The organism is Acidimicrobiales bacterium (assembly GCA_022452145.1).
In the GTDB taxonomy this organism is placed as follows: domain Bacteria; phylum Actinomycetota; class Acidimicrobiia; order Acidimicrobiales; family MedAcidi-G1; genus UBA9410.
Window position 1 is genome coordinate 82680 of the sequence record JAKURY010000004.1, and the last position, 25539, is coordinate 108218.

Consider the following 25539-nt stretch of genomic DNA (forward strand, 5'->3'; position numbering starts at 1 on the left):
ATGGCCAACCTGGTCCCCGAGGGTGGGGCACTCTACGGCATCCAACTCCCCATCCAGACTCTGACGCGCACCCTCGTCGACCCCTGGGAGGACGACGCCACCGCCGGCGACCTGGTCACTGTCGCCCGGGCGGCCGAGGCGGCCGGCCTTGACTTCATAGGTGTCTGCGACCACGTGGCGATCCCCGACAACGACTACGCCGCCCACATGCGGACCACCTGGTACGACCCAGTGGCGACGCTGGCGTGGCTGGGCGGTCAGACCGAGTCGATCCGCCTCCTCTCCGTGGTGTGGATCGCCGCCTACCGCCATCCCCTCCTCACGGCCAGCTCGTTCGGAACCCTCGCCCACCTGACCGGAGATCGGCTCATCCTCGGCGTCGGCGCCGGACACGTCGAGGCCGAGTTCGCGGCGCTCGGCGTGGACTACCACCGCAGGGGTCGACTCCTCGACGAGTGCATCGATGCCGTACGTGGCGCGTATGCGGACACGTACGTCAGCCACGACGGCGAGGCCTACTCGTACGCCGACGTCGGCATCTCCCCCGGTCCGACGTCACGGGACCTCCCGATCTGGGTCGGTGGCTCGGGCGCGGCGGCGTGGCGACGGACCGGCCAGAGGGGCGACGGCTACATACCGATGGGGGCACAACGGGATCAGTACCCGGAGATCATCGACGCCATCCTCCGATCAGCCGACGAGGCAGGACGGGGCGGTACCGGGTTCGACATCGGGATCATGCCTGGCTGGGCCTACATCGGTGAACCGCCCGATGGCCTTCCCCCCGCCTGGCTGACCGGCCCACCGGAGAGGATCGCCGAAGAACTGCGAGCCGACCGCGACGTCGGCGCCAACACCTTCCACCTGAAGTTCCGGGCTCGCACCATCGAGGAATACCTAGACCAGCTGGCCGCGTTCGGCGAGCAGGTCCGGCCACTTCTCTGACCGGAGCCACTTCTACGACAGGAACGAACAGGCCGCTCTCCTGACCGGAACAGAGAGATCACGGCCGGGAGGGTGCGAGTCGGCCGCTGACCGGCGATCATGGGGCCATGGTCAAGATCGACGACGACACCCAGAAGGCCCTTCTCCTCTTCAATCGCCGCTCCGAGGCTGCCGAAGCAGCCAAGGCCGCCGAGCGCCGCCTGACGAAGGCCGTCAAGGCCAAGGACGAAGCCGCTGCCGCTCTCAAGGAGGCCCACGGTGCCGAGGCCGTGGCCGCCGCCGAGGCCGAATGGCGTACGGCGTTCGACACCTGGCAGCGGCTGCGCGATGGAGAGGAACTCCCCGACGAGGCCCCGGCCGAAGAAGCAGCCGACACGCCAGACGAAGAAGCCCTGGCCGACGAGGAGGAATAGGACCCCGGACCATGTCGGCGCTGTCGACCGAGCCCCTCAGGCCAGTCACCGATGACGAGCTCGCCAGGTTCGTCGCCGACGGCGTCGTCCACCTCCCTGGAATCCTCCCCACCGCCTGGCTGAAACACCTGACCGGACCTGTCGACGAGACGATCGCCGATCCGTCCATCACCGCCGACATGACGGCGCTCAGGGCCGGGCTGGGCGGAGCAGGTGACAAGGCAGAGGAAGGCGGCCGCTTCCTCTCCGGAGTCGACCACTGGCTACACGACAGCGCCTTCGCCTCCTTCGCCACCACCTCGCCGCTACCTGCCATCGCCGGCGCCCTCATGTGCGCCGACCGGATCCACCTCTACGAGGACTCGGTGCTGGTCAAGGAGCCGGGAACCGTCGAGGCGACGGTCCTGCACCAGGACCTGGGCTACTTCCACCTGTCCGGCGAACGCATCTGCACCTGCTGGGTTCCCCTCGATCCGGTATCCGTCGATAGCGGCGCCATGGTCTACGTACGTGGTTCGCACCGCTCGGGGACCGTGTACCGGCCCAACTGGTTCGTGACCCGTGATCCACTCCCGGACACCGAAGGCGAAGCCGTCCCGACCATCCAGCCCGACGACGACCGTGTTGCGTGCATTCCCGCCGAGCCGGGCGACGTGATCGTCCACCATGCCGCCACCCTCCACGGCTCCGGTCCGAACCGGTCGGCCACCACGCGCCGGCGTGCCGTCTCGGTGCGCTACTGCGGCGACGGCGTCCGCTACGAGATCCGACCCGGAGCGCCCTCCAAACCCCATCACGCCCACATCCGATCCGGTGACCCGGTCGTCGACCACCCCGGGTGTCCACAGGTCTGGAGCCGGCCCGTAGGGTCCGGCCGATGAGTGCGTCCTGGTCCACGATCCCGCGGCTGGTCGACGACGCCGCCGAACGCTTCGGCGACCTCGAGGCCTTCGTCGACGGCGACAGGCGGTGGACGTTCGCCGAGTACCGGGACCGGATACACGCCGCCGCCCGGGCCCTGATGGCCCGGGGAATAGGCCCCGGCGACCGCATAGCCGTGTGGGCCCCCAACGTGGCTGAGTGGGCGGTGGCGGCGATCGGCGCCCACTGTGTTGGCGCGGTCCTCGTCCCGATCAACACCCGCTTCAAGGGCCGTGAGGCCGGGCACCTCCTGGACCGCACGTCGGCCCGGATCCTCTTCACAGTCACCGACTTCCTGGACACCAACTACGTCGCCCTGCTGCGCGACTCCGACCAGGGCACCGGGTTGGACGAGGTGGTCGTGCTACGGGGCACCGTCCCCGAAGGCTGCACCTCCTGGCAGGAGTTCATGGCCGCCGGAGACGGTGTCGACGACGCGGACCGGGCCGCCCGATCGGCGGGCGTCGACGGCGACGACCTCTGCCATCTCATGTTCACGTCGGGCACCACCGGATCTCCGAAGGGCGCCATGCTCCGCCACTCGGCGATCTGCCGGGCCTTCGAGTCGTGGAGCGACGTGGTCGGGCTCCGGGCCGGCGACCGCTACCTGGTCGTCAACCCGTTCTTCCACGCATTCGGCCTGAACTCCGGCATCCTCGCCTGCCTGATGAGGGGCGTAACGCTCGTCCCCCACCCGGTCTTCGACGTACCGGCGGTAATGAGGCGCATCGGCGAGGAGCACATCACCATGTTCCCCGGCCCTCCAGCCATCTACCAGACCATCCTGAACCACCCCGACCTGGACGGGTTCGACCTGTCCTCGCTGCGGCTGGCGGTGACCGGCGCGGCAGCGATACCGGTGCAGATGATCCACGACATGCGCGACCGTCTCGGCTTCGAGAAGGTGGTCACCGGCTACGGGCTCACCGAGGCCTCGGGGATCGCCACCATGTGCCGCCACGACGACGACCCGGCCCTCATCGCCGGGACCTCGGGACGGGCCATCGACGACGTCGAGGTACGGGTCGTGGACCCGGACGGCACGGAGTGCCCAGCCGGCCAACCGGGTGAGGTGGTGATCCGTGGCTACAACGTGATGGTCGGCTACCTGGACGATCCCGGGCAGACGGATGAGGCCATCGACCCCGACGGCTGGCTGCACACCGGCGACATCGGGGTCATGGACGCCGCCGGCTACCTGGACATCACCGACCGTGTGAAGGACATGTTCATCAACGGCGGCTTCAACGTGTACCCGGCGGAGGTAGAGCAGGTCATGGGAGCCCACCCCGACATCGGACAGGTGGCGGTAGTCGGAGTGCCGGACGAGCGGCTGGGAGAGGTGGGCATGGCCTTCGTGGTGGCGGCCGTCGGAACCTCACCGGATCCGGCGGGCATCCTCGCCTGGTGCAAGGCCGAGATGGCCAACTACAAGGCCCCACGCCATGTCGAGGTGGTCGATGCCCTGCCCGTGAACGCCAGCGGCAAGGTCCTCAAGTTCGAGCTCAGGGAACGGGGCGCGGCGATCGACTGAACCGCCGGGACCCTCCCTACGGCCCCCCGGGGGACGCCGGTAGCCTGCTCCCGGCCATGAGCGACGAGCACCCCCCCTCCCCAGACGCCCCCGACCTGCCGGCCGCCCCGTATCCCGAGGTGGGTCGGGCCGACTTCGCGGCCATCGAGGAACGGGTTCTGGCCCGCTGGGAGTCCGAGGGCACGTTCCGCACCTCCATCGAGGCCCGCCCGGTCGACGACGAGTTCGTCTTCTTCGACGGCCCACCATTCGCCAACGGCCTGCCCCACCACGGCCACCTGCTCACCGGCTACGTGAAGGACGTGGTCCCCCGCTACCGGACGATGCGCGGCCAACGGGTGGACCGACGGTTCGGCTGGGACTGCCACGGGCTGCCCGCCGAGATGGAGGCCGCGAAGGAACTCCCGGTCTCCGGACGGGCCGACATCATCGACTACGGCATCGGCCGCTTCAACGACCAGTGCCGGGAGTCGGTGCTCCGCTACACCGGAGAGTGGGAGAAGACGGTCACCCGGCAGGCCCGGTGGGTCGACTTCGAGGACGACTACAAGACCATGGACCTCTCCTACATGGAGTCGGTCATGTGGGCGTTCAAGCAACTCTGGGACAAGGGCCTCGTCTACGAGGCGTACCGGGTAATGCCGTACTCCTGGGGAGCCGAGACCCCGCTGTCCAACTTCGAGATCCGCCTCGACGATGCCACCCGTCCCCGCCAGGACCCTGCGATCACGGTGACCTTCGACCTGACACCGGCCGACGGCGACCCGGGACCCATGCGGATCATGGCGTGGACGACCACTCCATGGACCCTGCCATCGAACCTCGCCCTTGCCGTCGGGCCCGACGTCACCTACTCGCTGCACCAGGCCGCCGACGGCACGGTGTTCGTGCTGGGTGCCGACGCCGTTGACCGCTACGCCGCCCAGTTGGAGGACACCACCGAGATAGGCACGCTCGCCGGACGCGACCTGGTGGGCCGAACCTTCACCCCGATGTTCGACTTCTTCGCCGAGAGGACAGACGCCTTCCGGATCCTGGGGGCCGACTTCGTGGATGCCTCGGACGGCACCGGCGTCGTCCACATGGCTCCCGGTTTCGGCGAGGACGACCAGGTCGTCTGCGAGGCCGCCGGCATCCCAATCGGACGGGTGGTCCCGGTTGACGACCAGGGACGGTTCACCGACGAGGTCGGGCGGTGGGCCGGCCTGAACGTCTTCGACGCCAACCCTGAGATCATCCGCGACCTCAAGGAGGCCGGCAAGGTCGTCCGCCACGACACCTACGAGCACAACTACCCGCACTGCTGGCGGACCGACACGCCAATCATCTACAAGGCAATCTCGTCCTGGTTCGTGAAGGTCACCGACATCCGGGACCGACTCCTGGCCACCAACCAGCAGATCAACTGGGTCCCCGACCACGTGAAGGACGGCCGCTTCGGCATGTGGCTGGAGGGCGCCCGTGACTGGTCGATCAGCCGCAACCGCTTCTGGGGCTCACCCATCCCGGTCTGGCGCAGCGATGACCCGGCATACCCGCGGATCGACGTCTACGGCAGCCTCGACGAGATCCAGCGGGACTTCGGCGTCCGGCCCGACGACCTCCACCGGCCGTTCATCGACCACCTGACCCGGCCCAACCCCGACGACCCGACCGGTGCGTCGACGATGCGCCGGGTACCGGAGGTCCTGGACTGCTGGTTCGAGTCGGGCTCGATGCCGTTCGCGCAGGTGCACTACCCGTTCGAGAACGGTGAGTGGTTCGACGAGCACTTCCCGGCCGACTTCATCGTCGAGTACATAAACCAGACCCGCGGCTGGTTCTACACGTTGCACGTCCTTGCCGCCGCCCTGTTCGACCGGCCGGCCTTCGAGAACGTCATATGCCACGGAATCCTGCTTGCCGAGGACGGCACCAAGCTGTCGAAGAAGTTGCGCAACTACACCGAGCCGTCGGTCATCTTCGACCACCAGGGGTCCGACGCCCTGCGTTGGTACCTGATGTCGTCGACCATCCTCCGGGGTGGCGACCTGCGGATCTCCGATGCCGGCATCGACGACGTGGTGCGCCAGGTGCTGCTGCCCGTCTGGAACGCCTACGGCTTCTTCACCCTGTACGCCAACGTCGACGGGCACAGGGCCACGATGCGAACCGACTCCACCCGGCTGCTGGACCGTTACCTGCTCGCCAAGGTCCGCACGCTGGTGGAGGCGGTGGCCGAACGGATGGACGCCTACGACCTGCCGGGCGCCACCCATGAGATCCAGGGGTTCATCGACGCGCTCAACAACTGGTACATCCGCCGCAGCAGGGACCGGTTCTGGGCAAAGTCGGCAGCCGCCGACGACGCCGACAAGCGCGATGCCTACGACACCCTCTACACGGTCCTGGTGACCTTCTCCCGGGTGGCCGCGCCGTTCCTCCCAATGGTGATGGAGGAGATCCACACCGCCCTGACCGGTGGTGCCAGCGTGCACCTGGCCGACTGGCCCGAACCCGACGACCTCCCCTCCGACCCGACCCTGGTCGCTCACATGGACCGCCTGCGCGACGTGGCGTCGACCACCCTGCGACTCAGGGAGGAACACGGGCTTCGGGTCCGCCTGCCGCTGTCGTCGCTGACCGTGGCGGGTACCGACTGCGAGGCCCTGGCCGACCTCGTCGTCCTGCTGGTCGACGAGGTCAACGTGAAGTCCGTGGAGTTGACCGATGACCTGGGGGGCCACGCCCGCTTCGTGCTCCGACCCGACGGGCGGGCGTTGGGACCCCGTCTGGGTGGTGAGGTACAGGCAGTCTTCGCTGCGGCACGCTCCGGCCGGTACGACCTCCACGATGACGGCACTGCGACCGTGGCCGGACACCTGCTCCAGCCCGACGAGTTCGCCCTGGGCGTCGAGTCACCCGAAGGCGTGACCGCCGCCGCGCTGAGCAGCGGCGACGCGGTCGTGGTGCTCGACACCGAGGTCACCGATGACCTGGCCCAGGAGGGCCTGGCCCGCGACGTGGTCCGCCAGGTCCAGCAGGCCCGACGGGACGCGGAGCTGGTGGTAACCGACCGGATCAGGCTGGTGCTGGACGGCGACGACGCCGTCCTGGATGCCGTCCGTGCCCATGAGGACCACGTGGCCGGCCAGGTGTTGGCAACCGAGTTGGCCTACGGTCCGGTGGACGCCGACTCGGACGGAGCCATCGTGGCCACCGTGGAAGGAGCCACGCTCCGCTTCCGGTTGAGCACAACCTGACCAGGGGGAACGAGCCACCAGCCCCGGCACGGAGGATCGGTCAACCGGCCCCGAATGGGGCAGGGCCGCTATCCCTTCAGTCGTCCAGCCGCCGACCCGCCTCCACCAGGTTGATCTCCCAGATCACCTGCTCCAGGCGGTCCGATGCCGAGATGGTCGGGTAGCGCAGAGGGTTCTCCGACGTAACGCAGGTCGATATCGGGGCCAGCATCGTCCACGGCGTCGGGTGGCAGAACTGGACCACCGAGTGGCGCTCGCCCGGAGCGTCGGAGACCACCCGGTGTATGCCCGGGGAGATCAGGCCGTTGGTGAGGTGGTCGAGCATGATCCCGGTGTTGACGATGACATGTCCATCGGGCGGGGCGGCGGCGATCCACCCCTCGTCGGTACTGACCTGGAGGCCCGAGGCGGTGGCCCGGGGAAGGGCGGTGATGAGGTTGATGTCTCCGTGCTCGGCGGCCCAGACGTGCTCGTCGCCGGGTGCCAGGTCCATCGACGGGTAGTGGAGGGCCCGGGTGAGGGCCGCCCCGTCTCGCAGCATGGCATCGAAGAACCCCTCGTCGACCCCCAGGCCGACCGCCAGGATCCGAAGCACCCTGCGCTGCAGTTCCAGGGTGACCCTGTGGAACTCCATCAGCACCTCCGTCGTGCCCGGGAGGTCCTCGTCGGGCAGCGTGGGATCGCCGTACCGGTGGGGGAAGCGCCGGCGGAGTGGATGGCCGATCGGCACCGGAGCGCTCCAGTTGAGCATCTCCTTCCAGTCCGGGACGTCGGAGGCCGCTGCGGTCTCGACCAGCAGGCCCGTGTACCCGGTCTGTCCATTGGCCCCTTCCACGGTGTAGCGGTCCTTGCGTTCCTGCGGGAGGGCGAAGAAGTCCGAGAGGCGTCCGTATGCGTCGTCGAGCAGGTCCTCGGACAGGTCGTGGCGTACGTACACGAAGCCGGTGGCGAGGCTGCGCATGGTGCCGTCGACGACGGCGCGCCGGGTGGCCGCATCGCCGGATTCGAACGCCGGGAGGTCGACGTCCAGGATCGGCGACGTGTGGGATCGGCGGGAATCGGTCACGGCCGACACGTTAGGCCGACGGCGCCCACCGACTACCTGATCGCGGGCCCCGGATCCGTCACGTGGCCGACCACCCGGAGCGCGAATCGTGGCCGTTTCGGGGTGGGGCCAACCACGCCACGCGCGCCCACTGAGAAATTCCGGATCCCGACATCGATTCTCTTGACACGCTTGTAATTACATGCGTGCAATTCAGAACCCGGGACGCGCGCTCCGGCCGATCCACCGAGAGGTGACCGGACGGAGGAACACGGTGGCCCGGGTTGGATCGGAGGCTCGGGTACCAGGGCCTCCGGGGGTACGCCGGCGGGAACCCGGGGGAAAGAGGGAACAGGAAGATGGCACTCACCGAGGACCGCATCGGCGGCGTCGACACCGAACCGACCGGTGCGACACCCATGAGGGTGCGCAAGCGCAATGGTGACCTGGAACCGGTCGACGTCAACAAGATCGTCAAGGCCGTGGAACGCTGCGCCGTCAACCTTCACGGTGTCGACCCCATGCGCGTCGCCACCCGCACGATCTCGGGCCTGTGCGACGGCGCCACCACCGAGGAGCTCGACGAGCTGTCGATCCGCACGTCGGCCGCCCTCATCGTGGAGGAGCCCAACTACTCACGCCTGGCCGCACGCCTACTGGCCACAGTGATCGACAAGGAGGTCCGCAACCAGGACATCCACTCGTTCTCGCAGTCGGTCAGCATGGGCCTCGAGCAGGGCGTCATCGGAGCCGAGGTGGCCGAGTTCGTGGCGACCAACGCCCGCAAGCTCAACGACACCGTCGAGGGCGACCGGGACCACCTCTTCGAGTTCTTCGGCCTCCGTACCGTCTACGACAGGTACCTGCTGCGGCACCCCGAGAACCGCAGGGTCGTCGAGACCCCCCAGTACTTCTTCCTCCGGGTGGCCTGTGGCCTCTCGACCTGCCCGGACGAGGCCATCAACTTCTACCGACTCATCTCCTCCCTGCAGTACCTGCCGTCCAGCCCGACGCTGTTCAACTCGGGCACCGTCCACCCGCAGATGTCCAGCTGCTACCTGCTGGACTCCCCGGAGGACAGCCTCGAGGGCATCTACAGGCGCTACACCGACATCGCCCAGCTCTCGAAGTTCGCCGGGGGCATCGGCGTGGCCTGGCACCGCATCCGGTCCAAGGGCTCGCTCATCCGGGGCACCAACGGCCTGTCCAACGGCATCGTCCCATGGCTCAAGACCCTCGACAGCTCGGTCGCCGCAGTCAACCAGGGAGGCCGTCGGAAGGGGGCGGCCTGCGTCTACCTCGAGACGTGGCACGCCGACATCGAGAACTTCCTGGAGCTCCGCGAGAACACCGGCGACCCGATCCGCCGGACCCACAACCTGAACCTGGCCAACTGGATTCCGGACCTCTTCATGGAACGGGTCGAGAAGGACTGGCAGTGGTCGCTGTTCGACCCCCACAAGGTTCCCCACCTCACCGACCTGTACGGCTCCGAGTTCGAGTCCGCCTACCAGAGGGCCGAGGAGGAGGGCATCTACGAGCGGCAGGTCTCGGCGCGGGAGCTCTACAGCCGGATGATGCGCTCACTGGCCCAGACGGGCAACGGCTGGATGACGTTCAAGGACGCCTCCAACACCAAGTGCAACCAGACAGGCACCGACGGCCGGGTGGTGCACCTCTCGAACCTCTGCACCGAGATCCTGGAGGTCACCGATCAGTCGGAGACCGCCGTCTGCAACCTCGGCTCGGTGAACCTGAGTTCCCTCGTCGTCGACAGCGCCTTCGACTTCGAGCGGCTGGCCGAGGTGGTCCGCCTGGCCGTGCCCTTCTTGGACCGCGTGGTCGACATCAACTACTACCCGACGCCCGAGGCCCATACCTCGAACTCCGCGTGGCGGCCGGTGGGCCTGGGCCTCATGGGCCTACAGGACGTGTTCTTCAAGCTGGGGCTTCCCTTCGACTCCCCCGAGGCACGGGAACTCTCCAGGCGGATCTCCGAGGAGATCTACTTCAACGCCCTCTGGGCCTCCACCGATCTGGCGGAGGCGGCTGGCCCCCACCCCAACTTCGCCATCACCAGGGCGGCCGGGGGCGACCTCCAGTTCGACCTGTGGGGGGTGGAACCGACCGACCCGGCACGCTGGGATACCCTCCGGGACCGCATCTCCCAGCACGGCCTGCGCAACTCCCTGCTCATCGCCATCGCCCCGACGGCGACCATCGCGTCGATCGCCGGCTGTTGCGAGTGCATCGAGCCCCAGGTCTCGAACCTCTTCAAGCGCGAGACGCTGTCCGGCGAGTTCATGCAGATCAACAGGTACCTGGTGCGCGAGCTCCAGGCCCGTGGCCTCTGGAACGAAGCCATGGCCAACCGGATCAAGACGTCGGAGGGTTCCATCCAGGACGTGGAGGGAATCCCGGACGACCTCCTGGACATCTACCGCACCGCATGGGAGGTACCCATGCGATCGCTGATCGACATGGCCGCCGAACGCGGTGCCTACATCGACCAGAGCCAGTCGCTGAACCTGTTCATGGAGTCCCCGACCATCGGAAAGCTCAGCTCCATGTACCTGCACGCATGGAAGTCCGGATTGAAGACCACGTACTACCTGCGATCCCGACCGGCGACCCGGATCAACAAGACCACCACCGGCGGTCCGGTGGATGGACCCGGCAGTGGAGAAGTGGTGGAGAAGCCGACGTACAGCGACGAGGAGACCGTCGCCTGTTCGCTCGAGAACCCCGAGTCGTGTGAGGCGTGCAACTGATGGCCCTCGCAGAGGTCCCCTTCGAGGAGCCCGGGGAAGCCGCAACCCCCACGCTCGCCCCGACCACCCGGCGGGCCAACATCCTGGACCCGGGCTTCGACCTGACGCTCCGACCCATGCGCTACCCGGAGTTCTACGAGATGTACCGGGACGCCATCAAGAACACCTGGACGGTCGACGAGATCGACTTCTCGGATGACCTGATCGACCTGGACCGCAAGCTGCTCCCGGCCGAGAAGCACCTCATCAACCGCCTGGTCGCCTTCTTCGCCACCGGCGACTCGATCGTGTCCAACAACCTGGTGCTGAACCTGTACAAGCACATCAACGCACCTGAAGCCCGGATGTACCTGTCGCGCCAGCTCTACGAGGAGGCGCTGCACGTCCAGTTCTACCTGACGCTCCTCGACAACTACATCCCGGACATGGCCGAAAGGGAAGCCGCCTTCGCCGCGATCCACAACATCCCGTCGATCGCCCAGAAGGGCGAGTTCTGCTTCAAGTGGATGCGGTCCGTGAACGACCTGGAGGAACTTCACACCGACGAGGAGCGCAGGACGTTCCTCCTGAACCTGATCTGCTTCGCCACGTGCATCGAGGGTCTGTTCTTCTTCGCCGCCTTCGCCTACGTGTACTTCCTGCGCTCCAAGGGCCTGCTGAACGGCCTTGCCGCCGGTACCAACTGGGTGTTCCGCGACGAGAGCTGCCACATGAACTTCGCCTTCGAGGTGATCAACACCGTCCGGTCCGAGCAGCCCGAGCTGTTCGACGAGGAACTCGGCACGCAGATCTACGCCATGCTCGACGAGGCCATCGAGTGCGAGTACCGGTTCGCAGAGGATCTCCTGGGGCAGGGAGTGCCGGGAATGTCAACCGCCGACACCAGGCAGTACCTGGAGTTCGTGGCCGACCAGCGCCTTTCCCAGTTGGGCCTGGATCGGGTCTACAACGTCAGGAACCCGTTCGGGTTCATGGAACTCCAGGACGTCCAGGAGCTGACCAACTTCTTCGAGCGCACGGTCGCGGCCTACCAGACGGGCGTCGAGGGCGCGGTCGCCTTCGACGAGGACTTCTAGGCCCGGCTCAGCCTTCCGGCCCGCCGGACCCCCGGCGGCGCACGGCCACCACGCTGGCGCCCAGCGCCAGCACGGCCACTGCCCCCAACCCCAGGGTCGCCCCGCCGATCCGCCGGTCGACCCGACCGCCCGCGGCGGTCGCCCGCTCCAGCGTGGTGGTCGGCGGCACGGTCGTAGGCGGCAAGGTCGGTGGGCTGGTGACCGCCGGCTGCGTAGTCGGCACGGCCGTCGTGTCGGTCCTGCTCGAGGCGACCGTCATTGACGGCGGCGGCCCGGTCGTGGTCGGACCAGCCGACAGTTCGACCCCCGACTCGAGCCGGAAGGCCCCAGATACCTCGTAGGTCACGCCGACATGTCGGCCCTCGGCGCCGTCGCCCCAGTCGATGGCCGGGACCACGTCGCGCACCAGGGCATCGCCACGACCCCGCAGCGAGCTCACGTAGAGGCGGGTGCCCGACGGATCGAAGCACGGGCCGGTCAACGCCGAGAGCCGGTGATCGTCACCGACCATCCGACAGAACGGGACCACGTCACCCTCGGTGCTGATCAGCACCAGCTCCATGTCGCCCCGGTCCTCGGCGGCGAACACGTCGCCCGACCCGGGAGCGACGGTCAGGTCGCCGATGCCGACCAACGGCTGGCGGTGACCCGAACCGTCCCAGACCACGGAGTGGTGCTGGTCGGCAAGGTCGATCGCGTGGACCCGGTCGTCCAGGCCGGTGGTGAAGACCGCGACGCCGTCATGCACCCAGACGCCGCCGCCCATGGGAGTGACGAAGCCGTCGGCTGCCTGCACCCGGGTGGGGGCCACTGTTCCCGACGGGTCGGGGACGGGAATCCACGAGACACCACCGTCGGGGTCCACGACCATCGCCTCCAGAGGCCCGTCGGCCAGCGCGGCACCTGAAAGCGACTCGTCGAGCATGGTGAAGCGGTAGAGGCGGCCATCACGGTGGGCCTCGGTCATGTAGCAGCGGCCGCTGGCCGGGTCTACGGCCACCGAACCGTGGGTCCGTACGCCCAGGGCATTGCGTGGCACCGCCGGACGACCACCCGTCGGGTCGCACTCCCAGATCAGACCGTCACCGCCGAAGGCCTCCTGGCAGGAGAGCCACGTTCCCCACGGGGTGGTGGCGCCACGGCTGTTGGAGTGGCTGCCGACCAGGATCGGCCCGGCATCGACGATCCGTCCGTCCGCGTCGAACCGGATCGACGAGGCGCCACCCACCGATTCGCCCGGAGTCTGGAAGTCGAAGACCTCGTGATTGCAGGACAGGATCCAGCCGCCGTCCCGCTTCGGAAACGTCCCCTTCCCGTCGGGGAACAGCGGCCACGTGTAGCCCGTGCCGCCGACCGGCACGCCGCCGACGGCCACGATGCGCGAGGTGAACCCCTCGGGCAGCACCAGGCCGTTGTCGTCCGTGGTCCGGCCATCCAGCGGACCGTAGGGTCCCGGACCCGGTACCGCCGCCGACGCCAGCCCGACAACCCCCGGGATGGTCGAACCCAGGATGGTCGAGCCGACCGCCGTGCCGCCCATGGCCAGGCCGTTCCGGAGGAAGGCCCGCCGGTGCACCGGTCAGCCGCCGAACGCGTCGAGCAGGCGCTCGGCTGCGGCGGCCGGGGTGGTTCGGCCCTCCAGCACGTCGGCTTCGGCCGTCCTGAGGAGCTCCAGCACGGCGGGATCACGGCGCAGGGAATCCAGCAGGCGATCCTCGACCATTGACCACATCCAGGCCAGCTGCTGGGCGCGGCGCCGGTCCTCCCACTCCCCGCTGGCCGTCATTGCGGACCGGTGGCTGAGGATGCGACCCCACAGGTCGTCGAGGCCATCGCCTGTCAGGCCGGAACACGTCACCACCGGCGGAGTCCACGTGGGGCTTGCCGGATGGGTGAGGCGCAGGGCGGCCGAGTAGTCACGGACCGCCGTCCGGGCCGCCGGAAGGTTCTCGCCGTCGGCCTTGTTGACGGCGATCATGTCGGCCAGTTCCAGGACGCCCTTCTTGATGCCCTGCAGCTCGTCGCCGGCACCGGGCAGCATCAGGACGAGAAAGAAGTCGACCATGGCGGCCACCACGGTCTCGGACTGGCCGATCCCCATAGTCTCCACCAGCACCACGTCGTGTCCTGCGGCCTCAAGGACCACCATCGTCTCCCGGGTGGTGCGGGTGACGCCGCCGAGCGTCCCTGCGCTGGGCGAGGGCCGCACGAAGGCCGACGGGTCATTGGACAGGCGGGGCATGCGGGTCTTGTCCCCGAGGATGCTCCCTCCGGTCACCGTGCTGGTCGGGTCCACCGCCAGGACCGCCACCCGGTGGCCGACGGCCGTCAGCGACGAGCCGAGGGCCTCGATGAACGTGCTCTTGCCCACGCCGGGCACGCCGGTGACGCCAACGCGCTGGGCGTCCACGGCGTGGGGCGCCAGAGCGTCGAGCAGGTCGCGGGCCTCGACCCGGTGGTCGTACCGGTTGGACTCGACGAGCGTCACCGCCCGGCCCACCGCGGCGCGGTCACCGCCCAGGACCCCGTCGACCAGCTCGTGTACGGCCATGCCGGAGGTACCGATCAGGACAGCCGGTCGAGAAGCTCGACGGCCGCTTCGGAGACGACGGTCCCCGGAGTGAACACGACCAGGGCCCCGGCCTCCAGCAGGGTGGCGTGGTCCCCGTGCGGAATCACGCCACCGACCACGATGGCGATGTCGGGACGTCCCTGGGCGGCCAACTCGTCGCGGAGTTCCGGGACCAGGGTCAGGTGGCCGGCTGCCAGCGAGCTCACGCCGACAACGTGGACGTCGTTCTCGACGGCCTGGCGGGCCACCTCGCCCGGGGTGGAGAACAAGGGGCCGATGTCCACGTCGAATCCCAGGTCGGCGAACGCCGTTGCTATGACCTTCTGTCCGCGGTCGTGGCCGTCCTGGCCCATCTTGGCCACCAGGATTCGCGGTCGTCGTCCGTTGGCCGCCTCGAAGTCGACCACCCGGGCACGCGCCGCCCCAACCACCGCGCCGTCGCCAATCTCGCTGCTGAACACCCCGGAGATCGTACGGACCTCGGCCACGTGACGCCCGAACACCTTCTCCATGGCGTCGCTGATCTCCCCGACCGTGGCCCTGGCCCGGGCGGCATCGATCGCCAGCGCCAGCAGGTTGCCATCGCCGGACGCGGCACACCGGGTGAGCGCGGCCAGGGACGCTTCGCAGGCGCCGCCGTCCCGTTCGGAGCGCAGTCGCTCCAGCCGGGCCACCTGGTCGGCCCGCACCTGTGCGTTGTCCACACGCAGCACCTCGACCACGTCCTCGCTGTCGAGGCGGTACCGGTTGACGCCGATGACCGACTGCCGACCGGCATCGATACGGGCCTGGGTCCTGGCTGCCGCCTCCTCGATCCGTAGCTTGGGGATCCCGGCCTCGATGGCCCTCGCCATGCCGCCCATCTCCTCCACCTCGGCCAGGTGCGCCATGGCCCGCGTCGCCAGGTCGTGGGTGAGTCGTTCGACGTGGTAGCTGCCGCCCCAGGGGTCGACCACCCGGCAGGTACCGCTCTCCTGCTGCAGGAACAACTGGGTGTTCCGGGCGATCCGGGCCGACGAGTCGGTGGGCAGGGCGAGGGCCTCGTCGAGGGCGTTGGTGTGGAGCGACTGGGTGTGGCCCTGCGTGGCGGCCATGGCCTCCACACAGGTTCGCACCACGTTGTTGTACACGTCCTGAGCCGTCAGGCTCCAGCCCGACGTCTGGGAGTGGGTACGTAGCGAGGAGGACTTCGGATCCGCCGGCGAGAACTGCCTCATGAGGTCGGCCCACAGCAGGCGGGCGGCCCGCAACTTGGCCACCTCCATGAAGAAGTCCATGCCAATGGCCCAGAAGAAGCTGAGTCGCGGGGCGAACGAGTCGACGTCCAACCCGGCCTCCACGCCGGCCCGGACGTACTCGACCCCGTCGGCCAACGTGTAGGCCAGCTCCAGGTCGGCCGTCGCCCCGGCCTCCTGCATGTGGTAGCCGGAGATCGAGATGGAGTTGAAACGGGGCATCTCGGCGCTCGTGAAGGCGAAGATGTCCGAGATGATCCGCATGGACGGGGCCGGCGGATAAATGTAGGTGTTCCGGACCATGAACTCCTTGAGGATGTCGTTCTGGATGGTCCCCGAGAGTTGCGCCGGAGCGACCCCCTGCTCCTCGGCCGCCACGACGTAAAGGGCCAGGATGGGCAGGACGGCGCCGTTCATGGTCATCGAGACGCTCATGCGGTCCAGCGGGATGCCGTCGAACAGCATCCGCATGTCCAGGATCGAGTCGATCGCGACGCCGGCCATGCCGACGTCGCCGGAGACCCGCGGATGGTCGCTGTCGTAGCCCCGGTGGGTGGCCAGGTCGAAGGCCACCGACAGGCCCTCCTGGCCGGCGGCCAGGTTGCGCCTGTAGAAGGCGTTGCTCTCCTCGGCAGTGGAGTACCCGGCGTACTGGCGCACGGTCCAAGGCTGGCTTGCGTACATCGTGGGGTACGGGCCCCGCAGGTACGGCGCGGCGCCTGGCCAGGTGTCCAGGAAGTCGAGGCCCTCGAGGTCGGCCGCGCTCGTTAGCGGTGGAACGGCCAGCCCTTCGGGGGCCTCGTTGACCAGTTCATCCGGCGTACAGCCGATCTCGTGGGCCACCCGGTCGGCCCACGCCGCCCGGTCGTCGGACGGACCGGGCGGCGGGCCCAGGTCGACGGTGGTGAAGTCGGGGATCCCGGTCATCGGACAACCCCTAGGACGTCCAGGGCCCGGGACAGCACCTCGATCACGTCGCTGTCCACGTGGATGAACTCATCGATGCCGGACGAGCGCAGGTGTTCCTCGTCGTCGCCGGGTTGCCCGGCGAGGTAAACCCGCCGCACGCCGGCCGCCTTCAGGTCGCCGGCGACGGTAGACGCCTCGCTGGAGTACCGCTCGTCGGAGCCGCACAGCACGGCGATCCCGGCGCCCATGGAGCCCCTGAGAGCGTGGGCCTCCGCGGCCCGGATGCCGGCCACCTCAAAGAGGTTCTTGGCGAACGTGGCCCGGGCCGTGTGCTCGGCAACCGGTCCGAGGGTGACGAGCAGGACGGTAGGCCCGGGGTCAGTGGCAGCCGTCGCATCGCGCAGCACCTCGAACGGTTCGGCCCGGCGCCGTAGTGGCAGTGGACCGGCGGCCGGCGTGGGGCCCGGCGGCCGCTCCAGCAGGACCTCGTCGATGTCCGGGAATTCGGAGACCCCGGTGACCGGTTCGCGCCGGGTGGCCAGGCGACCGGCCCGCTCGGCCCAGCAGGCCTCGGCATCGGCTGCCACCCGGCCCGACGTGAGGGCGGCGGCCATCCCGCCATCGGCCTCGAGGTCCCGGAACCGCTCCCAGGCCTCGGCGGCCAGTCGTTCCGTGAGGTCCTCGACGTACCAGGAGCCTCCGGCCGGGTCGATCGCCCGCGCCAGGCCGCTCTCCTCGAGTAGGACGAGCTGCAGGTTGCGGGCCGTACGTCGGCCGAACTCGTCGGGCCTGCCCAGGGCGCTGTCGAACGGACGGACCGTCACCGAGTCGGCGCCACCGGTCCCGGCGGCGAACGCAGCGACCGTCGAACGGAGCATGTTCACCCACGGATCCCAGCGACTCAGCATGGCCGCCGACGTCATGGCGTGTTGGCGTGGCGCTCGATCCTCCATGTCGGCCCCCGAGGCCTCGGCCACCCGGGCCCAGAGCCGACGGGCGGCCCGGAACCGGGCCATGGTCAGGAACTGGTCGGCATCGGCCGTGAGCGTGAAGGTCAACGAGCGCAGTGCCTCGGCGAGCACCACGCCATGGCCGGTCAACGCCCTGAGGTAGGCGACGCCGGTAGCGAGGCCGGCGGCCAGTTCCCGGGCGTCGCTGGTCCCCGCATCGGTGTACGGGGTCGTGTCGATGGTCAGGGCACGTACTCCTGGGAGCCCCAGCGCACGATCCACGACCGTCAGGGAGGCGGCATCCAGAAAGGTGGGTCCGCCGTGTCGCGCTGCCACGCCCAGGGGGTCGAGGCCCAGGTCGCCCCGACGTTCGCCGACCGGCACCGCCCGCTCCTCCCACAGGTCGAGCAGCCACCCGGCGGCATCGACCGAGCGGGGGCCAGGCACCAGTGCCACCGTCGTCATCTCGAGGAACACGCCGTCCAGCACGCCACCCAGGTCGTCGACCGATCCGATGCCGATGGCCACGGGATCCAACAGCAGCGAGGTCGACCCGCGCTCCAACTCGTCCAGGATCACCTGGTTGGTGGCGGCGACCCCCTCCTCGACCACCAGCGCCCGGACGTCCCAACCGTCGACCACGTGGCCGGACGATCGACGCCCCCGGGTGAACGGTCCGGCGCCGGGCAGGCCTGCGGGATCACCCGCGGTGGACGCCCGATCGGGTCCGTAGACGACCGGGATGCGGATCCCGTCGGCCGTCGTGGTGGCCAGCGAGTCCACGGACCGCCCCCTGAGGCCGGCTTCGGCCAGGAGCAGCCACCCGTCGCGGTCGATCGCTTCGAAGGCGTCTGCCGACACCACGGGATCGACGCGCTCGCTGGTCATGGATCGATGGTAGGTGACCGCCCCTCAGGGCCCTGAAGCCATGTGACGGGTGACCTCGGGATCGGATCCACCGGTGCCGGTCCACGGGAGCCCGTCCGACAAGCCTCCGGAGGCACGGAGATTCGGCGTCGAAAGAGATTCCAGGAGATCAGATGACCGCCCAGCAGACCGATATCAGGCACCCGCGCCGGTGGTTCATCCTGGTTTCCGAAGGACTGACCCGGAGGCGCGTCCGGCTGGACTCACCGGCTGGGACAGGACGGCCCGTCCGGCTGCGGTCTAGGGGCCCCGGAATGCGAGGATCGCCATATGCGCATATCCACCTCCCTCAACTACGCCACCGACCCCCAGACCGCCGCCACCCAGGCACGGGAGCTGGAGGCGGCCGGCGTCGACCGCATCTGGATCCCCGAGGCCTACGGCTTCGATGCCGTGAGCCTGCTGGGCTACCTGGCCGCCAGCACGTCCACCGTCGAGTTGGCCAGCGGCATCCTCAACACCTTTTCCCGTACGCCGGCACTTCTGGCCCAGACCGCGGCCGGCTTGGATGCCCTGTCCGGCGGTCGGTTCGTGCTGGGCCTCGGGGCCTCGGGGCCCCAGGTCATAGAGGGCTTCCACGGCGTGCCGTACGCCAGGCCGGTGACGCGCATGAAGGAGATCATCCAGATCTGTCGGGCCGCCTGGCGCCGTGAACGCCTGGTGCACGACGGCGACGTGTTCACCCTGCCCCTGCCGTCCGACCAGGGCACCGGGCTGGGAAAGCCGCTGAAGATCATCAACCACCTGAAGCGGTCCGACATCCCGATCTACATCGCCGCCCTGGGGCCGAGGAGCGTCGAGGAGACCGCCGCCACCTGCGAGGGCTGGCTTCCGTTCCTCGTCTACCCGGAACGGATGGACCAGGTGTGGGGCGACGCCGTCAGGGCCGGCCTGGCCCGACGGGACGACACCCTCGGCGAGCTCGACGTGGTGGCCGGCGGCCTCGTGGCCATCGGCGATGATGCAGCCCAGTACCGCGAGCTCGCCAGGCCGATGGCCGCCCTCTACATAGGCGGCATGGGCGCCCGAGGGAAGAACTTCTACAACGACGTCTGCCGGGACTACGGCTTCGCCGACGAGGCGACCGCCGTTCAGGACGCCTACCTGGATGGCCGCAAGGACGAGGCCGCCGGGCTGCTACCCGACGAGCTCATCACGAACACGACCCTGTGTGGTGACGAGGCCTACGTGGTCGACCGGCTGGCCGCCTATTCCGACGCCGGCGTGACCTCACTGAACGTGACCCCGGTGGGCGGCGAGCCCGCCACGGTGCTGGGTCGACTGCGGGAGCTGGCCGAGCACGCCTGACCCGTCCGGGGTTGCTCAGGGTCCGTCGGGCCGTGTGTCGGTCGGGTCCAGGCGCACGCCGGCCAGGAGCCCCTCGGTCATCCGCTGCGGCGCCTCGCCGAGCATGAAGTTGACCGATAGGCGGCGGGGCGTCCGTACGTGGCGGGTCCGCCGTGCCGTGGCCCGGACCACCCGTCGGGCGAGGCGGTCCGGGTCGACCATGGGTATGAGCCGCAGCAGGTTGAACCTGTCGACCACCCGCCCTGTGCTGGCCGACGAGTTCTCGACGGCGTCCCACATGCGGGTGTCCACCGGGCCGGGGGCCACGAGCGTCGTCCGGATCGGTGAACCCTTGAGTTCCATGCGCAGGGAGGCCACGAAGTTGTTGATGCCCGCCTTGGTGGCGCAGTAGGTGGCCATCGACGGAAAGCCCGACGTGCCGGCGATCGACGACAGGTAGACGATGTGGCCGCTGCCCCGTTCCAGCATCCCGGGCAGCACGTAGCGGGTCAGGACCATGGGCGCCTCGAGGTTCACCCGAGTGGCCGCACGTACGTCGGCCGGACTTATGACCGCCGCCATGTCGGTGGTCTCGACGCCGGCGTTGTTGACCAGCACGTCGATCGGCCCGAGGTCGGCCTCCACTCCCGGTACCAGGCCCTCCACGGCCGCCGGGTCGGATAGGTCGACCACCACAGCGTGGCCTCCCACCTCGTCGGCCACCGCCTGCAGGTCGACCACCGACCGGGCGGCGACGACGACCTCGGCGCCCTCGGCCGCATACGCCCGCGCCAGCGCCGCCCCGATCCCCCGCGATCCACCCGTCACCAGTATCCGCGCACCTTTGAACTCCATGGGACGACCGTAGCCCGGTAGCGACAGGCTTCCAGATGGGCTCCGGCTTCCTGACGGCGCACCGGCCACGGGTACGGTCGGTCCGCATCTCCGACGGAGACCCCGAACCCAGGAGCAGCAGTGGCCCAGACTCCGCACGTCGAGCCGTTCACCATCTCGGTGTCCGACGCCCAGATCGCCGACCTGCGCCGGCGCCTCGCCGACACCCGGTGGCCCGACCAGCTCCCGGGCACCGGCTGGGACTACGGATGCGACCTGGCTTGGCTGAGGGACCTGGCCTCGTACTGGGCCGACGGCTTCGACTGGCGGGCCGCCGAGGCGCGACTCAACTCGATGGACCAGGTCGTCACCACCATCGACGGTCAGCGCATCCATGCCATCCACCAGCGGTCCCCGGAGCCCGATGCGCTACCGCTGCTCATCAGCCACGGCTGGCCCGGCTCGGTGGTGGAGTTCCTCGGGGTGATCGGGCCGCTCGCCGATCCGGCCGCCCACGGCGGCGATCCGGCTGACGCCTTCCACGTCATCGCCCCGTCGCTTCCCGGCTACGGCTGGTCCGGTCCGACCACCGAGCGGGGCTGGGGCGTTGGACGGACCGCCATGGCGTTCGTCGAGTTGGCGGACCGCCTGGGCTACGACCGCTACGGCGTGCAGGGCGGTGACTGGGGATCCATGGTCTCCCGGCAGGTGGCGGCCGCCGCACCCGACCGGGTGGTCGGCTGCCACGTCAACATGTTCGCCGGCGGGCCCCCGGGCCACGACGACGACTTCGACGACGTCACAGTGACCGAACAGCGGCTCATGGACCGGGGCACCTGGTACATGGCCGAGGACAACGGGTACTTCCGCATCCAGGAGACCCGACCCCAGACGCTCGGCACCGGGCTGAACGACTCTCCGGCCGGCCTGCTGTCGTGGATCGGCGAGAAGTTCCACGGCTGGGTCGATCACGACGGCAACCCGCTGGACGTGGTCGACCGTGACCAGGTCCTGGCCAACGTCAGCACCTACTGGTTCACGGGCACCATCAACTCCTCGACCCGCATGTACTTCGAGACGATGAAGGCCCTGGCCCGCGGCGAGGTGCTGGCCGAGGATCCGGAGGTGCCGCTGGGGGTGTCGGCATTCCCGGCCGAGCTCTTCATGTCCCGCCGGCGCTGGGTGGAGGCAACCCACAACGTGACGTTCTGGCGTGAACACAACCGGGGCGGACACTTCGCCGCCATGGAGCGCCCCGAGGCCCTGGTGGCCGACGTGCGCGAGTTCTTCCGGGGCCTTCGATGAGCCCGGCGACGATGCTGGTCGGTGCCGGGTCCGTCTCGATCGCGTCCGAGACCAGGGGTCCGGCAACCCACACGACCTGGCCTCCGATCGTCGCCACCACGGGATGGGCCAACGACCGGAGCGTCTGGACGCCGATGGTTGACGACCTGTGCAGCGACCACCTGATCACCACGTGGGACCTTCGGGGCCACGGGGCCAGCGGAGCCCCACCCCCCGGCTGCTATACCCGGGCCCACGCCCTGGGCGACCTGGCCGCCGTGCTGGACCGGGCGGGTCGCCCGGCCGTGCTGATGGGCCACAGCCTGGGCGGCTTCCTGTCGCTGGCCCACGCCGTCGACCACCCGGAAGAGGTGGCCGGCCTGGTGCTCGTGGCCACCGGCCCTGGCTTCCGCAAGGTGGACGCCCGCGAGCAGTGGAACGAATCGGTCCGGGAGGCCGCTGCGGGGATTGACCTGCCACCGGGAGCCGAGGAGATCTCGATGCACCACGACGCCCACGTCATCGACCACCTGGCCGAGGTCAGCGTTCCGGTCCTCGTGCTGCTCGGCGAGCGTGACACCCGTTTCGCGGCGTCGGCCGCCCTCTTCGAGCGCGACCTGGACGTGCGAGAGACCGTCGTCGTCCCGGACATGGGCCACATGGTGCACGTGAAGGCCCCCGGCGAGTGCGCGGCGGCCGTAAGGCGTTTCATGGCCGGACTGCACGGTCGATGACGACGAGCTCCGACTCGGCGACCGCTACATGACCACCGAACCCCTCCCGGCTGGCACCGGATGAGAGCCGATCCGCTGGCCCGGATGGTCGAGTTGCCAGGCGGTGGGTTCCGCATGGGCAACGACGAGGGCGGGTACCCAGCCGACGGGGAGGGGCCGGTCCGGGCCGTGGTCCTGTCGGCGTTCGCCATCTCGGCCACAGCGGTGGCCACGACACAGTTCTCCGCCTTCGTGGAGGCCACCGGGCACGTAACCACCGCCGAGCGCGAGGGCTGGTCGTTCGTCTTCGCCGGGCAGCTGCCCGACGAGTTCGAGGCCACCCGGGGCGTGGTGGGCGCCGAGTGGTGGCGCCAGGTATTCGGTGCCGACTGGCGCCATCCCGAAGGCCCACACAGCGACCTCGCCGACCGAAGCGACCATCCGGTGGTCCACGTGTCGTCGACCGACGCGGCGGCGTTTTCCTCCTGGGCCGGTGGTCGCCTGCCCACCGAGGCCGAGTGGGAGTACGCAGCCAGGGGCGGCCTCGACCAGAAACGCCTGCCGTGGGGAGACGAGAACCGACCCGACGGTCCCGACGACCACCGGTTCAACATCTTCACCGGGAGCTTCCCCACCGCGGACACAGCCGAGGACGGCTGGGCAGGCACCTGCCCGGTCGACGCCTTCGCACCCAACGGCTACGGCCTATACAACTGCTCTGGCAACGTCTGGGAGTGGACGTCCGACTGGTTCGAAACCGATCACGGCGCCCCGGCCACCGCTCCGCACATCGATCCGACCGGTCCGCCGATCGGCGTGGACCGGGTGGTCAAGGGTGGTTCGTACCTCTGCCACGACAGCTACTGCCACCGCTATCGGCTGGCCGCCCGGTCGTTCACTCCCCCGGACAGCACCACCGGACACCAGGGGTTCCGTCTCGCCCGTTGAACGTTGACCGGCCTCGCGGCGGTCCACCCGTAGCATTGGGTCCATGGGCCTGCGCAGCGCGGTGAACCAGCACGTCCCGCCGGCCTCCCCCGGCGAGTTCGCCGTACCCCGGATCGGACCACTGGATGTATGGCCCCCGGTCGTCCTGGCTCCGATGGCCGGTGTCACCAACGCACCGTTCCGCACCCTCTGCCGGGAGTTCGGAGCAGGCCTCTACGTCAGCGAGATGGTTACGGCACGGGGCCTGCTCGACGGTCACATCAAGACGACGCGCCTCGCCCACTTCGGTCCCGACGAATCGCCCCGCAGCATCCAGCTGTACGGCACCGAGCCGGAGAGCATCGGACGGGCCGTTGACCTGCTGGTCGACGAGGGACGGGTCGACCACATCGACATGAACTTCGGATGCCCGATGCCGAAGGTGACCCGCAGGGGTGGCGGGGCGGCCATCCCGCTGAAGCCACGGCTGTTCGAGGACATCGTGCGGGCCGCCGTGGAGTTCTCCGGAGACGTGCCGGTAACCGTCAAGTTCCGCAAGGGCACCGACGACGACCACCTCACCTTCCTGGAGGCGGGACGAATCGCCGAGGCGGTGGGGGCCGCCGCGGTGTCGCTCCACGCCCGCACGGCCGAACAGTTGTACTCGGGCGAGGCCGACTGGTCGGCGGTGGCCGACCTGAAGGCGGCGGTGGCCACCATCCCGGTGTTCGGCAACGGCGACGTCTGGGAGCCGTGGGACGCACTACGCCTCATGCGGGCCACCGGCTGCGACGGTGTGGTGGTCGGGCGTGGCTGCCTCGGCCGCCCGTGGCTCTTCGGCGACCTGGCCGACGTGTTCGGCGACGAGCCCTCGGTCGGCGGCGGGGAACCGGGAGATCCCCCGAGGCTCCGTGACGTCACGGTCGCCATGTCCCGCCACGCCCGGCTGCTGGTGGACTGGGCCGGACCGCACGGCATCAGGGACTTCCGGAAGCACACCGCGTGGTACCTGAAGGGCTACGCCACCGGTCCGGCGGCCCGCCGGGACCTCCAGACGATCGCCGACGTCGACCACCTGGACCGCCTGCTGGCCGCCCTGCTGGACGAGGTGGATCCCGACATGACGCTAGATCCCGGGTCGCTGCGCATTCCCCGGAGCCACCGCAGCGGTCCGAGGCCGGTGGTCCTGCCCGAAGGCTGGCTGGACGATCCGCTGGACGCCACGCCGCCGCCAGCATCCGCCGAGGTCCTGGTCTCCGGGGGCTGAGCCCGGCGACCCTGTCTGCCCTGCCGACCCTGCCGATGCTCCCCGACCACCTGATCCCGTCGTCGGCCTCGCCACGGCTACTTGAGAGATGCTCCCGGACCACCTGATCCTGGCGTCGGCCTCGCCCCGCCGACTCGACCTGCTCCGCCGGGTGGACCTCGACCCCGAGGTGCGTGTCCCCGACGTCCAAGAGACCCGCCTCCCCGGCGAGGACGTGGCGGCCATGGTGGAGCGGCTGGCCTGCGCCAAACGGGACTCCGTGGCCGGTGCTGGGGAGTGGGTGGTGGCAGCCGACACCGTGGTGGTGTTGGACGGTGAGGCGCTCGGCAAGCCGGGCACGCCGGACCGCGCCACCGCCATGCTGAAGCGCCTATCGGGCCGGACCCACGAGGTGCTGAGCGGCGTGGCGGTGGCTGGGCCGACCGGTCGGGCATCGACGACGGTACGTACCGAGGTGACCTGGCGGGAGCTCTCCGACAAGGAGGTGGCCGACTACGTGGCCACGGGAGAGCCGCTCGACAAGGCCGGCGGCTACGGGCTCCAGGGTGGAGGAGAGGACTTCGTGGTGGAGCTGGTGGGAAGCCGGGACAACGTCATCGGCCTGCCGGTCACCACCGTGCTGGAGCTCCTGGCCACCGTCGGTCCCGCCGACGGTGCATGGCGACGTCTACCCGGGGGCTGATCGGG

At 69.4% G+C, this 25539-nt stretch carries 19 protein-coding genes; 13 read left to right on the forward strand and 6 right to left on the reverse strand.

All coding sequences use genetic code 11. The features are described 5' to 3' along the window. The 5 genes from MK177_02435 to ileS all read left to right on the forward strand — a co-directional run bounded on the left by MK177_02435 (position 1) and on the right by ileS (position 7055). Entirely contained in the window at positions 1 to 945 is a 945-nt protein-coding gene (locus tag MK177_02435; protein MCH2426174.1) for a TIGR03619 family F420-dependent LLM class oxidoreductase, read from the forward strand. A gap of 107 nt (positions 946 to 1052) precedes the next feature. Next, positions 1053 to 1358 (forward strand): hypothetical protein, encoded by a 306-nt coding sequence (locus MK177_02440; protein ID MCH2426175.1) that lies wholly within the window; start codon positions 1053 to 1055, stop codon positions 1356 to 1358. Between the two features lie 11 nt (positions 1359 to 1369). Continuing rightward, positions 1370 to 2239: a phytanoyl-CoA dioxygenase family protein gene (locus MK177_02445; protein MCH2426176.1), complete on the forward strand. Its 870-nt coding sequence runs from the start codon at positions 1370 to 1372 to the stop codon at positions 2237 to 2239. After that, positions 2236 to 3813 (forward strand): FadD3 family acyl-CoA ligase, encoded by a 1578-nt coding sequence (locus MK177_02450; GenBank protein ID MCH2426177.1) that lies wholly within the window; start codon positions 2236 to 2238, stop codon positions 3811 to 3813. The genes MK177_02445 and MK177_02450 overlap by 4 nt, the downstream gene beginning before the upstream one ends. A 56-nt stretch (positions 3814 to 3869) precedes the next feature. Further along, a complete protein-coding gene (gene ileS, locus MK177_02455; GenBank protein ID MCH2426178.1) occupies positions 3870 to 7055 on the forward strand; it encodes an isoleucine--tRNA ligase in 3186 nt (1061 codons plus the stop codon). Between the two features lie 76 nt (positions 7056 to 7131). On the opposite strand, the gene MK177_02460 is transcribed toward ileS, so the two are convergent. Then, the gene (locus MK177_02460) at positions 7132 to 8121 is read right to left on the reverse strand and encodes an isopenicillin N synthase family oxygenase (GenBank protein MCH2426179.1); all 990 of its coding nucleotides are present in this window, start codon (positions 8119 to 8121) and stop codon (positions 7132 to 7134) included. A 338-nt stretch (positions 8122 to 8459) separates the two neighbouring features. Between MK177_02460 and MK177_02465 the strand changes: the two genes are divergently transcribed. Both MK177_02465 and MK177_02470 read left to right on the forward strand, forming a co-directional pair. Further along, positions 8460 to 10871 (forward strand): ribonucleoside-diphosphate reductase subunit alpha, encoded by a 2412-nt coding sequence (locus MK177_02465; protein MCH2426180.1) that lies wholly within the window; start codon positions 8460 to 8462, stop codon positions 10869 to 10871. Beyond that, the gene (locus MK177_02470) at positions 10871 to 11947 is read left to right on the forward strand and encodes a ribonucleotide-diphosphate reductase subunit beta (GenBank protein MCH2426181.1); all 1077 of its coding nucleotides are present in this window, start codon (positions 10871 to 10873) and stop codon (positions 11945 to 11947) included. The genes MK177_02465 and MK177_02470 overlap by 1 nt, the downstream gene beginning before the upstream one ends. Before the next feature lie 7 nt (positions 11948 to 11954). Here the strand turns inward: MK177_02470 and MK177_02475 are convergent, their stop codons facing one another. The 4 genes from MK177_02475 to MK177_02490 are packed head-to-tail and all read right to left on the reverse strand — an operon-like array spanning position 11955 to position 18501. Further along, entirely contained in the window at positions 11955 to 13523 is a 1569-nt protein-coding gene (locus MK177_02475; GenBank protein ID MCH2426182.1) for a PhoX family protein, read from the reverse strand. A 3-nt stretch (positions 13524 to 13526) separates the two neighbouring features. Beyond that, positions 13527 to 14498 (reverse strand): methylmalonyl Co-A mutase-associated GTPase MeaB, encoded by a 972-nt coding sequence (meaB, locus tag MK177_02480; protein ID MCH2426183.1) that lies wholly within the window; start codon positions 14496 to 14498, stop codon positions 13527 to 13529. A gap of 14 nt (positions 14499 to 14512) precedes the next feature. Then, on the reverse strand, positions 14513 to 16681 hold the full coding sequence (scpA, locus tag MK177_02485) for a methylmalonyl-CoA mutase (GenBank protein ID MCH2426184.1): 2169 nt from the start codon (positions 16679 to 16681) through the stop codon (positions 14513 to 14515). Continuing rightward, a complete protein-coding gene (locus tag MK177_02490) occupies positions 16678 to 18501 on the reverse strand; it encodes a methylmalonyl-CoA mutase family protein (GenBank protein ID MCH2426185.1) in 1824 nt (607 codons plus the stop codon). Before MK177_02490 ends, scpA begins: the two co-directional genes overlap by 4 nt. Before the next feature lie 309 nt (positions 18502 to 18810). Between MK177_02490 and MK177_02495 the strand changes: the two genes are divergently transcribed. After that, complete coding sequence (locus MK177_02495; protein MCH2426186.1) at positions 18811 to 19848, forward strand: LLM class F420-dependent oxidoreductase; 1038 nt, start codon at positions 18811 to 18813, stop codon at positions 19846 to 19848. A gap of 15 nt (positions 19849 to 19863) precedes the next feature. On the opposite strand, the gene MK177_02500 is transcribed toward MK177_02495, so the two are convergent. Continuing rightward, a complete protein-coding gene (locus MK177_02500; protein ID MCH2426187.1) occupies positions 19864 to 20682 on the reverse strand; it encodes an SDR family oxidoreductase in 819 nt (272 codons plus the stop codon). Positions 20683 to 20802: 120 nt separating this feature from the next. On the opposite strand from MK177_02500, the gene MK177_02505 reads away from it, so the two are divergent. The 5 genes from MK177_02505 to MK177_02525 all read left to right on the forward strand — a co-directional run bounded on the left by MK177_02505 (position 20803) and on the right by MK177_02525 (position 25534). Then, a complete protein-coding gene (locus MK177_02505) occupies positions 20803 to 21966 on the forward strand; it encodes an alpha/beta fold hydrolase (protein ID MCH2426188.1) in 1164 nt (387 codons plus the stop codon). After that, positions 21963 to 22679, forward strand: a complete 717-nt coding sequence (locus MK177_02510; protein ID MCH2426189.1) for an alpha/beta hydrolase — start codon at positions 21963 to 21965, stop codon at positions 22677 to 22679. Before MK177_02505 ends, MK177_02510 begins: the two co-directional genes overlap by 4 nt. Positions 22680 to 22739: 60 nt before the next feature. Continuing rightward, positions 22740 to 23606, forward strand: a complete 867-nt coding sequence (locus MK177_02515; protein MCH2426190.1) for a formylglycine-generating enzyme family protein — start codon at positions 22740 to 22742, stop codon at positions 23604 to 23606. A gap of 43 nt (positions 23607 to 23649) precedes the next feature. Next, complete coding sequence (gene dusB, locus MK177_02520; GenBank protein ID MCH2426191.1) at positions 23650 to 24852, forward strand: tRNA dihydrouridine synthase DusB; 1203 nt, start codon at positions 23650 to 23652, stop codon at positions 24850 to 24852. 88 nt (positions 24853 to 24940) lie between these two features. Next, positions 24941 to 25534: a Maf family protein gene (locus MK177_02525; protein ID MCH2426192.1), complete on the forward strand. Its 594-nt coding sequence runs from the start codon at positions 24941 to 24943 to the stop codon at positions 25532 to 25534. Positions 25535 to 25539 lie beyond the last annotated feature (5 nt).

Bases quoted from the DNA above. Each gene is read 5' to 3' on its own strand.
- MK177_02435 (MCH2426174.1), top strand. From the start codon at position 1: ATGGCCAACCTGGTCCCCGAGGGTGGGGCACTCTACGGCATCCAACTC.
- MK177_02440 (MCH2426175.1), top strand. From the start codon at position 1,053: ATGGTCAAGATCGACGACGACACCCAGAAGGCCCTTCTCCTCTTCAAT.
- MK177_02445 (MCH2426176.1), top strand. From the start codon at position 1,370: ATGTCGGCGCTGTCGACCGAGCCCCTCAGGCCAGTCACCGATGACGAG.
- MK177_02450 (MCH2426177.1), top strand. From the start codon at position 2,236: ATGAGTGCGTCCTGGTCCACGATCCCGCGGCTGGTCGACGACGCCGCC.
- ileS (MCH2426178.1), top strand. From the start codon at position 3,870: ATGAGCGACGAGCACCCCCCCTCCCCAGACGCCCCCGACCTGCCGGCC.
- MK177_02465 (MCH2426180.1), top strand. From the start codon at position 8,460: ATGGCACTCACCGAGGACCGCATCGGCGGCGTCGACACCGAACCGACC.
- MK177_02470 (MCH2426181.1), top strand. From the start codon at position 10,871: ATGGCCCTCGCAGAGGTCCCCTTCGAGGAGCCCGGGGAAGCCGCAACC.
- meaB (MCH2426183.1), bottom strand. From the start codon at position 14,498: ATGGCCGTACACGAGCTGGTCGACGGGGTCCTGGGCGGTGACCGCGCC.
- scpA (MCH2426184.1), bottom strand. From the start codon at position 16,681: ATGACCGGGATCCCCGACTTCACCACCGTCGACCTGGGCCCGCCGCCC.
- MK177_02490 (MCH2426185.1), bottom strand. From the start codon at position 18,501: ATGACCAGCGAGCGCGTCGATCCCGTGGTGTCGGCAGACGCCTTCGAA.
- MK177_02495 (MCH2426186.1), top strand. From the start codon at position 18,811: ATGCGCATATCCACCTCCCTCAACTACGCCACCGACCCCCAGACCGCC.
- MK177_02500 (MCH2426187.1), bottom strand. From the start codon at position 20,682: ATGGAGTTCAAAGGTGCGCGGATACTGGTGACGGGTGGATCGCGGGGG.
- MK177_02510 (MCH2426189.1), top strand. From the start codon at position 21,963: ATGAGCCCGGCGACGATGCTGGTCGGTGCCGGGTCCGTCTCGATCGCG.
- MK177_02515 (MCH2426190.1), top strand. From the start codon at position 22,740: ATGAGAGCCGATCCGCTGGCCCGGATGGTCGAGTTGCCAGGCGGTGGG.
- dusB (MCH2426191.1), top strand. From the start codon at position 23,650: ATGGGCCTGCGCAGCGCGGTGAACCAGCACGTCCCGCCGGCCTCCCCC.
- MK177_02525 (MCH2426192.1), top strand. From the start codon at position 24,941: ATGCTCCCGGACCACCTGATCCTGGCGTCGGCCTCGCCCCGCCGACTC.